Raw genomic sequence first — 14,740 nt, 5'->3', positions numbered from 1 at the left:
CGTTGTCCGCGATGGGCAGCCTTGTATATACGTTATGTTATGACCCTCATCCGGGCTTTAAATCCTCTGCCTGCCGAGCCTCGCCGCTGCGAGGGGTGCACCACGGGAGGGGTGTCAACCGTTGAGATGGCCTTCGCGTTTCAGCCCATCGTTGATCTGGCTACCGGCAGTGCATTTGCACATGAGGCCCTCGTGCGCGGACCAAACGGCGAGCCGGCGGCGTTTGTGCTGGGCCAGGTCGATGACAGCGCCCGCTACAGCTTCGATCAGCGTTGCCGGACAGCCACGATCGCTCAAGCCGCCGACTTGGGGATGAACAGCTTCCTGTCGATCAATTTCATGCCAAACGCTGTCTACCAACCGGCAGCCTGTATCAGAAGCACGCTGGAAGCGGCTGATAAGCACGGTTTTCCGCTCGATCGGATTATCTTTGAAACCGTCGAAAGCGAAAATATTGTCGAACGTGCCCACCTGGTAGAAATATTCCGCGCGTACCGATCGTTCGGGTTCCAGGCGGCGATTGATGACTTCGGCGCCGGGTACTCCGGCCTGGCATTACTCGCGGACTTTCAGCCAGATCTGGTCAAGATAGACATGGCGCTGATTCGTGGCATTGATGTAGATGAGGTGCGCCAGCGAATCGTCGGAGGCGTTCTGAAAATATGCAACGATCTCGGTGTCCGCGTGATCGCTGAGGGAATCGAGACAGCCGGCGAACGTGATTTTCTTGCCAGGGCGGGCGTGAAATTGATGCAGGGCTATCTTTTCGCAAAGCCGGCGTTTAAGGGCATACCGCCGATCGCAAATGCACCTTCCGGCTAATACGCGTTTGCATAGAGATTTCTCGCGATCTGCTTCCTGCGAATTGACTTTAGCGTGTCAGCGATAATCCGGTTCTTCGGTATGCATCAATTGATGCAGCACGTGTAAATTCTGCGGTTAACCGACCGTCCATCTGCATGATGTGATTTCTGTCTACGAACAGACAGACTCGCGATTCCCGCCGCGATGCAATTTTCACCTAACTTGGTTTGTCGTCTGCGCTGCGTCGCATCGGCGGTTGCGCCGGATCAGTGCGGAACGCGGTCATGGGCCCGTTTGTTGCGAGCGGGTTCCTGGCACGCCGTGCGGTTCGACCACGAGTCTCAGGCGCGTCAACCACGCGAGGAGCAGACTGCATGACCACGGATACCGTAATCAAGGAGTATCGCAACCCGGCCGGCGGCTGGGGCTCGCTGAAGGCCGTCGCCAGCATTTTGTTCCGGGAGCACGTCGCGTTGGATGGCAGCGCGATCCTCTCCCATCAGAACAAGCCTGACGGCTTCGCCTGCGTCAGCTGTTCATGGGCCAAACCAGCCGATCCGCATCTGTTCGAATTCTGCGAGAACGGTGCGAAGGCCACGGCGTGGGAAATTACAACCAAGCATATCGGTCCGGAATTTTTTGCCGAACATACCCTTGCTGAACTCGAATCATGGAGCGGTCTTGAACTCGAATCGTCGGGACGCCTGACTGCGCCGATGCGCTGGGACGCTGTCTCCGACCGCTACGTGCCAACCACCTGGGAAGACGCGTTTGCCGGCATTGCGAACGAACTGCGTGCGCTCGATCCCGATCAGGCGGTGTTTTATGCATCCGGTCGCGCGTCGCTCGAGACGTCCTATCTGTATCAACTGCTCGCGCGCATGTACGGCACGAACAATCTGCCGGATAGTTCGAACATGTGTCACGAAAGCACGTCGGTGGCTTTGCCAAAGACGATCGGTTCGCCGGTCGGCACCGTGACGCTCGATGATTTCGAGCACACCGACTGCATGTTCTTCTTCGGTCACAACACGGGCACCAACGCGCCGCGGATGCTCCATCAGTTGCAGGACGCACGCAAACGTGGCGCCCAGATCATTACGTTCAATCCGATCAAGGAGCGCGGACTGGTGAGTTTTGCCAATCCGCAGTCGCCGCTTGAAATGCTGACGCCAAGCGAGACCCGCATCAGCACGCAATACCATCAGGTGAAGATTGGTGGCGACGAGGCAGCGGTGGCGGGTCTTTGCAAGCTGCTGATCGAATGGGACGACGCGGCGCAGCGGGATGGCACCCCGCGCGTGCTCGATGCCGCCTTCATCGCCGAACACACCGAAGGTTTCGAAGCGTTCGCGGCCGCGATGCGTGCGATGACGTGGCGCGAAATCGAGGCCCGTTCGCAACTCACACGGGACGCGCTCACTGCTGCGGCCACCGAGTATGCCAAAGCCAGAGCGGTGATGGTGCTGTATGGTATGGGCATCACGCAGCATCGCAATGGTGTGCAGAATGTGCAGATGCTGTCCAATCTGCTGCTCTTGCGCGGGAATATCGGCAAGCCGGGCGCGGGCATCTGCCCGATTCGCGGCCACTCGAACGTTCAGGGGCAGCGCACGGTAGGGATCACCGAGAAGCCGGAACTCGCGCCGCTCGACACACTCAAGAAGCTTTACGGATTCGAACCTCCGCGTAACAAAGGTTTGAGCACGGTGGAAGCCTGCCAGGGCGTGCTCGATGGCAAAGTCAAAGCGTTCATCGGGCTGGGCGGCAATTTTCAGGTGGCCATTCCCGATCACCGCGTCATGGATGGCGCATGGCGCTCCCTGCGGCTGACGGTGCAGATTGCCACGAAACTGAACCGCAGCCACCTGCTGCACGGCGAAGTCGCATACCTGCTGCCGTGCCTCGGCCGCATTGAAGTTGACCAGCAGGCGAGCGGCGAACAGTGGGTGAGCGTGGAGGACAGCACGGCCTGCGTGCACGGTTCACACGGGTATGCCAAGCCCGCGAGCGAGTGGTTATTGTCGGAGCCGGCTATCGTGGCAGGTATCGCCAAGGCCCTGCTGCCGCACAATCCCCGCGTGGACTGGGATGCATGGGTGGGCGACTACGCCAGGGTTCGTGACGCGATCGAACTGACGTATCCGGAGCAGTTCGCCGATTTCAACAAGCGCTTCTGCGACCCCGGCGGATTTCACCGGCCGATCCCGGCGGCCGAACGCATGTGGAAAACGCCAAACGGCAAGGCGAATTTCATCGTACCCGATACGCTCGATGAAGACGCGGACATGCCGTCATTCGGGCCAGATGTGCTGCGGCTGATGACCACGCGGGGGGACAGTCAGTTCAACACGACGGTGTATTCCCTCGACGATCGCTTCCGCGGTGTGCAGGGCACGCGTAACGTTCTGCTGATGCATCGCGACGACATGGCGATGCGCGAACTGGATGAGGGCGACGAAGTATGCGTGTCGACGGCGTCCAATGATGATGTAATACGCGAAGTGGATGGCATGCACGTGCATGCCTTCGATATTCCCGCTGGCTGCATCATGGGCTACTATCCTGAATGCAACCGGCTGATTCCGCTATGGCATCACGCGAAGGACAGTCTCGTGCCCGCATCGAAATCGGTTCCGGTGCGGTTGCGCAAGTCGGGGTCGACGACTATGCAAACCGCGTGATACGCGAAATCAACCCGCGTTGCCATAGGGCAACGCGGCAAAACAAGGCAGTAAGCCTCAGGCCGTCGCGGAATCGCCCGCAACGGCGCTACGCCGATCAAGCTGCCGGTTTCAGCACGACCTTGGTCCAGCCTTCTTCCCTCTCGTCGAAATGCTTGTACCCTTCCGCGGCTTTTTCCAGCGGTAATTCGTGCGAGATGATCTGTGAAGGTTTGGCCTTCCCCGCCGCGATCAGGTCCCGAAGCTTGCGGTTATAAGCCTTGACGTTCGCCTGACCCGTTGCGATGTGCTGGCCTTTCATCCAGAGTTGCCCAAAATCCAGCGCAAGCTGCCCGTTCTTTGCGAGTGCGTCCTCGCTCTTCGGATCTTCCGCCACGAACACACCCACCACGCCGATGCCACCCGTCGGACGTACCGCCTTGATAAGGTTGTTCATGGTGAGGTTCGGTACTTCGTGACCTTTGCAGCTGCATTGATAGCCCACGCATTCGCAGCCACGATCCGCGCCTTCGCCGCCGGTCATTTCGAGTATCTGGTCGGCTGATGAGCCGTCGCTGTCGTCCACGGGAATCGCTCCCAGTTTTTCCGCGAGCTTGAGTCTGTCCGGATGGCTGTCCACCACCATCACCTTGCTCGCGCCTTTGATCGACGCGGACAGCGCTGCCATCAAACCGACAGGACCTGCGCCGTAAATCACCACACTATCTCCCGGTTCTACACCGGCCAGAACGGTTGCGTGATAGCCCGTCGGAAAAATATCCGACAGCATCACGTAGTCGTTTTCTTTTTCTCCGGCGTCGGGCGGCAACACGAGGCAATTGAAATCGCCAAACGGTACGCGTAAATATTCCGCCTGACCGCCACTATACGGGCCCATGCCCGCAAATCCATAAGCTGCGCCTGCCACGCCGGGGTTGGCGGTCAAACAGAATCCCGTGAGGCCGCGTTCGCAATTCTTGCAGAATCCGCAGCCGATATTGAAAGGCAGGCACACGCGATCGCCTTTCTTGACGCGTTCCACGCCATCGCCCACTTCGACCACCACTCCAAGATTTTCGTGACCCAGTATGCGTCCCGTCTCCATGTTCGTGCGGCCTTCATACATGTGAAGGTCCGAGCCGCAGATGTTGGTGGTGGTGATCTTGACGAGTACGTCGGTGGGGCGTTCGATTTTTGCGTCCGGCATTTCTTTCACGACGACTTTGCGTGGGCCTTCATATACCAATGCTTTCATGCTGCTCTCCTGAACGTGACAACGGGATGAAGCGATTCGTCGGGACAACGATCGTGCAGGAAATCGAGCAGCAGGCATGCCTGATGTGCCGGACAGACATGGGGGTACGCGGCTTGCGCCGACATGGGGAGTGTTGGGATGAAAGACGTCACTTGGCGAGAGCGGAGGGTGTCGAGCAGCCCAAGATGCGCGGGATCACGAATCTCGTGCCGTAGCTACAGCAGCGACCGATTATTTATGGATTGCATTGCGGGCGCTGGCGACATCACGCGTCGTCACCGGTGTTGCTGCATTGCCCCACGCATTCCGAACAAAGGTAAGCACGGCCGCCATTTCGGCGTCGGTCAGCTTTTCCGCGAACGCCGGCATTTTGCGTGGTTCCGGACCTCCATCGGTATGCGGGCTTGCACCGCCCTCAACCAGCAGCCGTACAAGCGACGTCGGCTCTGCGGCAAGGACAGCGGGATTGCCCGCCAGCCGCGGATACTTCTGCGCAACGCCGGTTCCGTTCGCTTGATGACAGCGCGCACAGAAGCTTTGAAAGATGCCCGCACCCGGGTACTCAACATTGCCGATGTTCAACGCGGTGACGGTTTGCTGAGCGGCGCGCGACTGACTGTCGAAATGACCTGCAGGTTCGTGAGCGGGCAGACTCTTCAAATACGTGGCAATGGCTGCAAGATCTTCGTCGGTCAGATACTGGGTGCTGTCCTCGACGACCTGCACCATGCTGCCAAACGTGACCAGGCCGCCCCCATGCCCGTGCCTGAGGAATGCGACGAGGTCGAATGCTGCCGTCCGCCCGAGGCCCGAGCCGGGATCACCGGTAAGGTTAGGCGCAAACCAATGGTCATTGGTGCCGCCTGTCAGATAGAGGGGTGAGCGTTCGTCGTAGCCGCGCTCTTCGTACGCTGGTCCGCGAGGCGTGTGGCATGCGCCGCAGTGTCCGAGTGACTGTACGAGGTATGCACCGCGATTCCACTGTGCGTCATGTCTGGCGTTCGACGCGTATTCTCCATCTCTGACAAACGCCAGGTCCCAGAACATCAGTGCCCATCGCTGATTGAACGGAAACGGCAGACGCGTCTCAGGCGTTGGCAGCGGAACCGGTTGAACGCCCCGCATGAAATAAGCGTAAAGCGCGTGCATGTCGTCATCGTCGATCTTCGCGAATGACGGAAACGGCATCGCCGGATAGAGTCGCTTCCCGCCGGGAGCCACCCCTTCGCGCAAGACACGGGCGAAGTCACCGTACAAGTACCGACCGATACCGTGCACGCGGTCCGGCGTGATGTTGGAGGAGTAGATCGTGCCGAACGGCGAACTCATCCCGAGCCCGCCGGCAAAGGGCACGCCCAGTCTTGGCGCTCCGCCGGACGGTGATGCGGTCGGCGCGGAAGTGTGGCAACCGGCGCAGTCGGCGGCCTTTGCCAGGTACGCCCCTCGTGCAATCAGGGCGCTATCGCCGGTGGTTGGGGGATCGGATGGGAGCGTGTGCGCGCCTGCCGGGGCACCGTGTCCCACCAGTACCGCACTGACGCACCAGTAGAGAACCGTAACGAGGGACGCAGTGACGGCCACGCTCAACTTCATGGTCACCACCTGCCGCAGGGAGAGACGATCAGCACCGCGATGTCTGTGGTCACAAGCGCGAAAAGAAACAGCGTGCTGCTCAATGCGCCCACATAGGCAACGGTCCAACTGAGTTCGCCGCTTTCCTCCCGGCCGGTTTGCCGCTTACGCTCGCGGCGCAGCAGCAGAAGATTGCGCCAGCCAAGGTATCCTCCCAGGCATCCCAGCATCAGACACACTACATTGATCGCAAGTATCGCAGCAGCCAGGCGTGGCAGCGCGGGCGCATGCAGCGGATGATCATGAGGAAAGCAGCTTTGCGCGGCAAGTGCTTCCGTTAGCCCCATCTGCGTCACCCACGCGAGCGGTGCAATCACAATACCAGCGAGCGCATGCAGTCGCACTGAACGAATGTTGCGGGTTCCTCCGCCAGGTCGCCCCTGTGGTTCGTTATGTGGACCCCGGTGATCATGAATATGTTTTGCTTTCATGATCCGGTTCGCAGAAGGTATGGCGACAGGTACAGCGTGGAAAATATGAACAACCACACTGCGTCGACGAAATGCCAGTACAGTCCACCTATGCTCAACGCGAGGCAGCGCTTCTCGTCAAAGTATCCGAGTGCAGTCCATATCAGCAGCATGGCGAGTACAACGATTCCCACCAGCACGTGAACCATATGGAAGCCGGTTATGGTGAAGTACAGCGAACTGTAGAGTTGCGCACTAAGACCGTAGGGGTGGTTTTGCCACTCCTTTAGCTGAATGCCGACGAACAGAACTCCCAGCACAACGGCGATGCCCATTGATGCCACGCCCATGCGCAGACGCCGGTGCCGCACGCAGCGTTCGCAGAACCAGACGAAGCCGCTGCTCGACAGCAAGACGCCCGTATTGAAGATGCCAAGCCCCAGCGCAGGGAGTCCTTCCGGCGGCCAGTTTTGCCCTTCCTGGGTTGCGAGATACAGATACGAGAAGATGAGGTAGCCGAACAGCGATCCTTCGGTGACGATCAGCGCCATGCAGCCCCACCATCCACCCGAGCGCTCGCCGGCACTGCCTACCGGGAGCATCGCTTCGTCCTGTTGCACAATCTCGCTCAACTCAACCTCCAATATCCGTGACGGGCTCAGGCTCGCGCTGGACCAGCGCTCGCTCGGGCCACAGCCAGATTGCGATTGAAACCGCACAGCCCAGCAACATGGCTGCCGTGAACAGCACGCTTTGCAACAGGAGCCCGACAAATACGAGCGTGGCAAACAGGCCGAGCCAGAAGGGCGCGTACGAGTCCTCCGGCATTTTCAGAATCACGTCGGGCAGTGCCTCGAGCGCGGTCGTCCCCAATGCTTCGCGGCCTTCGCCGAGCAGGAAACCTTCCTGGAGACTCGAACGTGCGGAAGCATCGGTGTGCCCGAAGTCCTGATCGAGGCGGCCCTCCCATAGCGGGTGACGGCTGCCCACATAGGGCAGAACCGCGAAGTTGTAGGGCGGCGGCGGTGAACTGACGCTCCACTCGAGGGTGGGTGCATCCCAAGGATTATCGCCAGCCAGTGGCCCGCGCTTCAGGCTGTACAGCAGATCGACCAGAAAGATCAGGACGCCGATCGCAAAGACGAAGGAGCCGACCGACGTGATCAGGTTGACGGTATTCCAGCCCATATCGGCAGGGTAGGTGTAAATGCGCCGCGGCATGCCCAGCAGGCCCGCGATGTGCATCGGAAAGAAGGTCACGTTGAAGCTGGCGAACATCACCCAGAAACCCAGGCGCCCTAGGCGTTCGCTCATCATCCGGCCGGTGAATTTGGGGAACCAGAAGTAGATGCCACCAATTACGGGAAAGACGTTGATGCCGAGCAGAACGTAGTGAAGATGAGCGACGACGAAGTAGGTGTCGGTCAGTTGCCAGTCGAACGGTACGGCGGCAGTCATGACGCCGGAGACGCCGCCCACCACGAACAGCAATACGAAGCCGGCGAAGAACAGGAAGGGCACGCGGAACACCGGGCGCCCGGTCCAGATGGTGGCGATCCATGCAAACGTAGCCACCGCGCTGGGCACCGCAATCACCATGCTTGCCGCGCCAAAGAAAGACAGCGCAAGTGCGGGAATGCCCGTTGCAAACATGTGGTGAATCCACACCACGAAGCCAATCGCCATCGTCGCCACCGTCGATAGTGCGACCGGCCCATATCCCACCAGCGGCCGACGGCAAAACACGGGTAATGCGTCCGAGACAATGCCCATGGCGGGCAACACGACTGCATAGACCCAGGGATGCGCAAAGATCCAGAACAGATGTTGCCAAAGGAGCGGCCTTCCACCGTTGAGCACGTCAAAGAAGTGTGTGCCGACCCGTCGGTCGAGCCACAGTAGAAAGAACGCAAGGCTCACCGAAGGAACCGCCAGCAGGTTGCCGGCAGACGCCGTAAGCGTGCCCCAGACCAGCACCGGCATGCGGTCGAGAGACATGCCAGGCGCCCGCATACGCAACAGGGTAACGACGAAGTTGATCGAGCCGACGGTCGTGGAAATGCCCAGCAGGACCATCCCGAGGGCGTACACGTCAATGTTGGGCCCAGTGTCGTATTCGAGGGCGGACAGCGGCGCGTAGTTGAACCAGCCGGCGTTGGGCGCTTCGCCAAGCGGGAAGCTCGAATAAAGGAACAGCCCCGCAAAGACAAAGACCCAGTACGACAGCGCGTTCAAACGCGGAAACGCCATGTCGCGGGCGCCGAGAATGAGTGGCCAGAGGTAGTTTGAAAAGCCGGACAGAACGGGCAGGGCGTAGAGAAAAATCATTGTCACGCCGTGCATTGTGAAGAGCTGGTTATATTGATCCGGTGTCAGCAGTGCAGCGTTGGGCCGCGCGAGTTGTGCCCGCATGATGAGTGCCTCGACGCCGCCAGCCAGCAGGAACAGGAAAGCCGTCACCAGGTACCGCAAGCCGATTGCTTTGTGATCCACCGTCGAAAACCAGCCGCGCCAGCCAGGAGGCGACCCCCAAATCTCATGCAGGCGGCGCGCCTCGTCGCTGTCCTGAGCGATGCGTCCCACGTGCAGCGGCCGCGTCAGGTGCGGCAATTGTGGCGGACGGGGCGAGACGGAGGCGTGGGGGTTTGGCATGTCGTTCCCGTTAGCGCAAGGTAGACAGATACGCGGACAGCGAAGCGGCCTCTGGCACCGAAAGAGCGATGCTCGGCATCAACGAATCGGGCTTGATCTGCTGCGCGCGTGCGATCCAGTCGAGTTGATGCGCCGGCGTGTTAGTCATTGCGCCGGCGGCGAGAAGCCTGCGCGAATTGAGATGGGTCAGATCTGGAGCCTGCATGCCCACCGCGTCCGTGCCACGAATCGTGTGGCAACCGGCGCAGCGGTCGTGGAAGAGGTGCTGCCCCGCCGCAACGTTCCCGTTCGCAGGAGGCTGCGCTTGCGCTTGTTGTGCGCGCCACGCTGCGAAGTCGTTTGCGTTTTGCGCGACCACCTCAAAGGCCATATGCGCGTGTTGTGCGCCGCAAAACTGTGAGCATTGCCCGCGGTAGACGCCTTCGTGATCGGCCTCGATCCATTGCTCATTGACCTGGCCAGGGATGGTTTGCGTTTTGCCGGCCAGTTGCGGTACCCAGAATGCGTGGATCACGTCGGCGCTTTGTAGCAGGACTTTCACGGGTGCGCCAACGGGAATGTGAATCTCATTGGCGGTAACAAAGTGGTGGGTGTGGTCGTCGTCGTCGTATTCGATCTTCCACCACCAATCGTAGGCAGTGACCGTGACGGTCAAAGCTGGCGTTCTGGACGGCGCGGCGACGCTTTCCAGCGTTCCCAGCACGTAGACCAGAATGGCAAACAAAGCGACGGATGAAACGCCCGTGCCGATGTAGATCCACATCAGGCCGCCGTGGTCCCCATGCAGTTCGTGGGGCCGGACGGTTGAGCGTTTGCGGAGTATCGCGGCGGCCAGTAACACCGCGATCAGCATCGTCACGCCTGACGCGATTGCCGTCATTACCCAGCCGAGATGCATGGTGGGCGCCGCTGCGGGACCCGCGGCATGGAGGAAATAATCGAGCGGCGCCGGATCCGCGGCGCGTGCGAAGCGGGGGCCGAGCGCCGCGAGACATGCGGGCCAGCCCCGCACACGGCAGGGGAACCGGCGCCCACCTGCAACTCGGAAAGGTCCACGCTTTCGCATCTCGCCGGTCTCGCAATGCGGCCCAGAAGGTCCTGTAGGCAGCAGCTCAGCAAATATCCTGCCTGGTGGCGTAGCAAGTTTTGTGGGACTAATGCATGGCTGAATGCGCGGTGGAGCGAACCCCTGCGTTCAATTTCCTCAAATACGAACCGTGGATCGAGCCGGAAGGCTTCGCCGGCACATTGCACGATGGCCTGGAGGGAAGTCGGTTCTGCTCCGGTAAATAACCCGACGCCCAAGAGTCCATTTCGACCCACCAGGGCAACCTCGGCAGATGCACCGTCCTCCTGGACGCTGAGCATCGTGACGACGGCGGTCGTTGGCAGATAGACCTGTTCGGGAGCGCTATTGGACGTAAATACCACCATGCCTTGTGGTGACTCCATCACTGTAAGGTGGTTCTCAATACGGGTGCGTTCAGGTGCGGGCAACGCTGCCAGCAGGCGATTCGGCACGGCATGGCCGCCCCTTTTCCTTGCATGATTTTCCGCAAGCGTTAGTCGAGCCCGGTCGTGCCGTTGGACTCGTGCGACCAGAGCTTCATGAATATTTTTAGAGTCTTCACGATTCCGCTCAGGCAGCAGGCTTACCAATGTCGATCGTAATGTCGTGTGGCCAAGTGCATCAAGAATCTTGATTTTGGTCAAAGTGCCAAGGTCGGACTTTCCATTCCGCCAAGCGGAGATCTGAGCCCTGCTGACAGCGAGGCTCTCAGCAAGTTGCGCGTCGCTTTCGAACATACCCCGACGCTTAAGCTCATCGAATAGTTGAAACCAATGGGGATTCATTGGTGGATAGTCGCAAGGCGTCAAATGTATTTGACGCTGACCGACGGGCGTGCGAAGCTATCCGTAGCATCCAGTCATTAGCGCCAATTTGAATTGATTTTACTCGCCTGCCTGAAGGCGACGAGAGACGGCCCGCACTTTTGTCATGCCGAGGCTTGCGAATCGGAGGGTGCCGCGTAATGAGAGACTCCACGCTTTTTTCCGCCTTCCGCCCCCGCTTTCAGGGAGAGCGCTCGTCGTGGTGCCGGATGCTATTGACGACGACACGTTTGCCGCACATCAGATTGAGTTTGGACGGCAGGTTTTTGCGCGCGGCGTTCATCTGCGCGAGCATTCGCACGCTTCACCGCTTTCAGATGCTTTTCTAGCAGCGATCGTCGGCCTCCTGGAAGTACTGGATGAGAATTCACCGCATGATGCGCGTCGTTGCGCCGCGCAACTGCGGGATATTTCCCTGACCGTTTTTCCCGGGCTCGAAAGCGGTCCAGATACTCAGGAACCTTTACCGGATGGTCCGCCACTCGACAACGCCGAAGAGCTAACGGACCCGTGCGTGGATAGCGACCTTCAGACGGACAACGCCGATATGAACCCAACAGTGCCGCAAGCCACCTGCCGCCCCTGGACACAACGCTCGGTCAAGGTCGATACCTTGATGCCGCGCGTGTTGATCGCGGACGACAATATTAGCTCCGCGCGGGCGTTAGCCGCGTATCTGGAGATGGAAGAATTTGACTGCCGCATCGCCTTTGGTGGGATGGAAGCTATCAGGGTTGGACGCGAGTGGCGTCCCCATCTCATCGTCATGGATATTTCCATGCCTCAGTGCAATGAGTTTCAGGCTGCAATGGCCTTGCGAAAGAATGAAGCGAACAGCGGTATTGCCATCATCGCGTTTACGGCGCTGGACGAGGCGGAGGTGCGAAGGCATTTCGCCGATCACGAGTTTGATGGCTATTGTCAGAAAGGACAGCAGACGAGCCATCTCGTCGATCTGATCACGCGGCTGGCCCACTAGTGTCAAGAGATAGGCAGCGAGCCGCGCGCAAACGCAGCGCGAACTTTCGCTTGCCTTGATCCGAGGCCTACCTGCGCCACGTCATCGCTCGCATTGCCGAGCATCCAGTCAATCGCGTCGATGAGCTGTTGCCATCGGTCGTCGCCGATCAGCTTCACCACAACGCCGCCTGAACTCAGCGAGCTGCGTTCAATTGTCCGATATCAACCTGTTGTCGAGAACGATCGTGATAAGACGGTTACATACTAGTCGTGGTTCGAAAATGCGTTGTTGCAAAAGTTTTTCCCACTGAGGTTGTCCGGATAGGCCGAAAACAAAGCCGCGCAGCGCCACATTCCAGTCCGTGAACAACCCACCACACGCCCTCAAGTTACCCGCCATTAGCCCGTGAGTCACCTGCAACTTACCCTTGAAAAACCTCTGACTTGCCCGTGAGTCACCCGCGACTTACCCTTGAAGAACCCCTGACTCGCCCATGAGTCACCCGCCACTTACCCTTGAAGAACCCCTGACTCGCCCATGAGTCACCCGCCACTTACCCGTGAAGAACCCCTGACTCGCCCGTGAGTCACCCCTAGCGTATCGATGAAGCGAGCGCGTACGCCCAGCAGCAAGTCAACACCCACAGACCGCCGTCAACTTGCCCGCCATTAGCCCATGAGTCACCCGCAACTTACCCTTGAAGAACCCCTGACTCGCCCATGAGTCACCCGCAACTTACCCTTGAAGAACCCCTGACTCGCCCGTGAGTCACCCGCAACTTACCCTTGAAGAACCCCTAACTCGCCCGTAGACGACCCGAAGCGTATCGATGAAGCGACCGCGTACGCTCAGCAGCACGTCATCTTTGGCGAACACTCACAGATCGCTGTTAAGTTGCCTGCCATTTGCCGGCGGCGATCGCGCGCACATTGAGTGATGCAAGGAATCTGCGCGCGCTGCAATGGTTACGCACAGAGCTGTAGTTCGATATGCGCGCACAGTCTCTTGCGAAGACAGGATAACTATGCTTTGCTCATGCCAATGCTCGTTGCCCGCTTAGCGCGCAACGATGCCTTCCGGTTTTGCATTGAGATTTCAACGCGCCGCCGATGCGGCAGTTTTCCGTCCCGCGCTCGCATGGACACCCCAGGATGTTGAGGCGATTGTTTCGCCCACATGAAGTTTTTTGCACTCAAACGCCCCTGCGGCGCTTTTTTAAACTAAGGCGTTTAGGCGAAAGTTCGGGACAGAGGCAAGGCGAAACCCTTGACCAGTGCGGCCGAGCTAGCGACATTCGGGTGCAGAACGTCGAAAGACGTGCAGCCGAAACCCGACCCGCCACCCCCCAAAATGGAAGCCTAGTCGTCCGCTGCGGACGAGCCATCGACCCTTCGCGCCAGCGTTGAGGTTCGTGGTGGGCTTCGCCCCCCCTACGTGGGCGGGAGAGTTAATTCCTTTGAGATATGCGCGCTATCTCTTGACCGTCTTCTTCGTGAAGATGGAAGCGCGACGGTGTGGCCTCTCCGTTGAAGGGCCGGCGCCAGGCTTCATTGCCAGGTAACTCCGAACCGTAAGGCCGGGGCTGAGTTGTGAGCTGGGCAGCATCGCAACTCGGAACACGCACTTTTTTAAGACAATGTGGCCAAGTTTCACGATGTGGAATGCGGGACTATCAGGTTCCGGGTGCGCAGGACAGCGCGTACCAATCCCCACCCGAAGGCGAGATCGGGGCGGAGAGCTGATGGATGACAACGCGTGGTTGCGGCGGTGACCGACGCCACGGGAGTGCTGGGTGGGATCGGTCCGGTCACGCAATGCCCCCGACTGGCGCCCGTTCTCGGGTGGCCTGTCGGCCCGCTCGGCCGCGTACGCGCTGTCGTGCTGGGCGCGCTGTTTCGCTGGCTGATCGAGCAGCGGTATCTGCTGGCGAATCTGTTTGCCGGCGTGAAAGTGCGCGGTAGCGCCCGCGTAAATGCACTCGACACGTCGCACGCCTTCACGGAAGGGAAGTGGGTGCTCATCCGGGCGATCGCGGAGGGTCTCGAATGGTCATATGGGTGGACCGCCGGCGCGGCACAGAGGGTGTGTTCGTGAGCAACGCACTGTTCAGGCACAAGGCAGGCGTTGTTCGGGTGCAAACCTGGCGTTGAAGAAGCTAAAGCTGGGTATTTCTCAGGCGTTAGGCGGGCGTCGCAACAAGCCAGGCCGAGCGATGTTACAACCCGAGGCACTATTCAGGCACTATTCAGGCACTATTCAGGCACTACTCAGGCACTACTCAGGCACTACTCAGGCACTACTCAGGCACTACTCAGGCACGAGCGAGGCACTGCTCAGGCACGAGCCAGGCATTGCTCAGGCACGAGCCAGGCATTGCTCAGGCACGAGCCAGGCACTGCTCAGGCACGAGCCAGGCACTGCTCAGGCACGAGCCAGGCACTGCTCAGGCACGAGCCAGGCACGAGCCAGG

9 protein-coding genes and 2 pseudogenes are annotated in these 14,740 nt (G+C 59.7%); 5 read left to right on the top strand and 6 right to left on the bottom strand.

Going from position 1 to position 14,740, the window contains the following annotated elements; all coding sequences use genetic code 11:
• The first annotated feature begins 39 nt into the window (after positions 1-39).
• A complete protein-coding gene (locus tag D0B32_RS27525; RefSeq protein ID WP_117337493.1) occupies positions 40-822 on the top strand; it encodes an EAL domain-containing protein in 783 nt (260 codons plus the stop codon).
• A 356-nt stretch (positions 823-1,178) separates the two neighbouring features.
• Positions 1,179-3,488, top strand: coding sequence for an FdhF/YdeP family oxidoreductase (locus D0B32_RS27520; RefSeq protein ID WP_117337492.1), 2,310 nt, complete (start codon positions 1,179-1,181; stop codon positions 3,486-3,488).
• A 97-nt stretch (positions 3,489-3,585) separates the two neighbouring features.
• On the opposite strand, the gene D0B32_RS27515 is transcribed toward D0B32_RS27520, so the two are convergent.
• The 6 genes from D0B32_RS27515 to coxB all read right to left on the bottom strand — a co-directional run bounded on the left by D0B32_RS27515 (position 3,586) and on the right by coxB (position 10,428).
• Complete coding sequence (locus tag D0B32_RS27515; RefSeq protein WP_117337491.1) at positions 3,586-4,722, bottom strand: glutathione-independent formaldehyde dehydrogenase; 1,137 nt, start codon at positions 4,720-4,722, stop codon at positions 3,586-3,588.
• 231 nt (positions 4,723-4,953) lie between these two features.
• On the bottom strand, positions 4,954-6,315 hold the full coding sequence (locus D0B32_RS27505) for a cytochrome c (protein ID WP_117337489.1): 1,362 nt from the start codon (positions 6,313-6,315) through the stop codon (positions 4,954-4,956).
• A 2-nt stretch (positions 6,316-6,317) separates the two neighbouring features.
• Positions 6,318-6,785: a hypothetical protein gene (locus D0B32_RS27500; protein ID WP_147329570.1), complete on the bottom strand. Its 468-nt coding sequence runs from the start codon at positions 6,783-6,785 to the stop codon at positions 6,318-6,320.
• A complete protein-coding gene (locus D0B32_RS27495; RefSeq protein WP_117337665.1) occupies positions 6,782-7,366 on the bottom strand; it encodes a cytochrome c oxidase subunit 3 in 585 nt (194 codons plus the stop codon). Before D0B32_RS27495 ends, D0B32_RS27500 begins: the two co-directional genes overlap by 4 nt.
• Positions 7,367-7,397: 31 nt before the next feature.
• On the bottom strand, positions 7,398-9,416 hold the full coding sequence (gene ctaD / locus D0B32_RS27490; protein WP_117337487.1) for a cytochrome c oxidase subunit I: 2,019 nt from the start codon (positions 9,414-9,416) through the stop codon (positions 7,398-7,400).
• 10 nt (positions 9,417-9,426) lie between these two features.
• Positions 9,427-10,428: a cytochrome c oxidase subunit II gene (gene coxB, locus D0B32_RS27485; protein ID WP_259295175.1), complete on the bottom strand. Its 1,002-nt coding sequence runs from the start codon at positions 10,426-10,428 to the stop codon at positions 9,427-9,429.
• A gap of 1,080 nt (positions 10,429-11,508) precedes the next feature.
• Between coxB and D0B32_RS33015 the strand changes: the two genes are divergently transcribed.
• The 3 genes and pseudogenes from D0B32_RS33015 to D0B32_RS27470 all read left to right on the top strand — a co-directional run.
• The gene (locus D0B32_RS33015) at positions 11,509-12,288 is read left to right on the top strand and encodes a response regulator (protein WP_259295174.1); all 780 of its coding nucleotides are present in this window, start codon (positions 11,509-11,511) and stop codon (positions 12,286-12,288) included.
• A 62-nt stretch (positions 12,289-12,350) separates the two neighbouring features.
• Positions 12,351-12,461, top strand: a pseudogene (locus D0B32_RS27475) (transposase domain-containing protein); the annotation flags it as partial.
• 1,580 nt (positions 12,462-14,041) lie between these two features.
• Positions 14,042-14,355 (top strand): annotated as a pseudogene (locus tag D0B32_RS27470) (integrase); the annotation flags it as partial.
• Positions 14,356-14,740 lie beyond the last annotated feature (385 nt).

This window comes from Paraburkholderia sp. DHOC27 (genome assembly GCF_003429005.1).
GTDB lineage: Bacteria > Pseudomonadota > Gammaproteobacteria > Burkholderiales > Burkholderiaceae > Paraburkholderia.
The sequence above is the reverse complement of the archived record's forward strand: the minus strand, read 5'-3'. Positions and strand labels throughout refer to the sequence as shown.

Bases quoted from the DNA above. Each gene is read 5' to 3' on its own strand.
- D0B32_RS27515 (WP_117337491.1), bottom strand. From the start codon at position 4,722: ATGAAAGCATTGGTATATGAAGGCCCACGCAAAGTCGTCGTGAAAGAA.
- D0B32_RS27500 (WP_147329570.1), bottom strand. From the start codon at position 6,785: ATGAAAGCAAAACATATTCATGATCACCGGGGTCCACATAACGAACCA.
- D0B32_RS27495 (WP_117337665.1), bottom strand. From the start codon at position 7,366: ATGCTCCCGGTAGGCAGTGCCGGCGAGCGCTCGGGTGGATGGTGGGGC.
- D0B32_RS27525 (WP_117337493.1), top strand. From the start codon at position 40: ATGACCCTCATCCGGGCTTTAAATCCTCTGCCTGCCGAGCCTCGCCGC.
- ctaD (WP_117337487.1), bottom strand. From the start codon at position 9,416: ATGCCAAACCCCCACGCCTCCGTCTCGCCCCGTCCGCCACAATTGCCG.
- D0B32_RS27520 (WP_117337492.1), top strand. From the start codon at position 1,179: ATGACCACGGATACCGTAATCAAGGAGTATCGCAACCCGGCCGGCGGC.
- D0B32_RS27505 (WP_117337489.1), bottom strand. From the start codon at position 6,315: ATGAAGTTGAGCGTGGCCGTCACTGCGTCCCTCGTTACGGTTCTCTAC.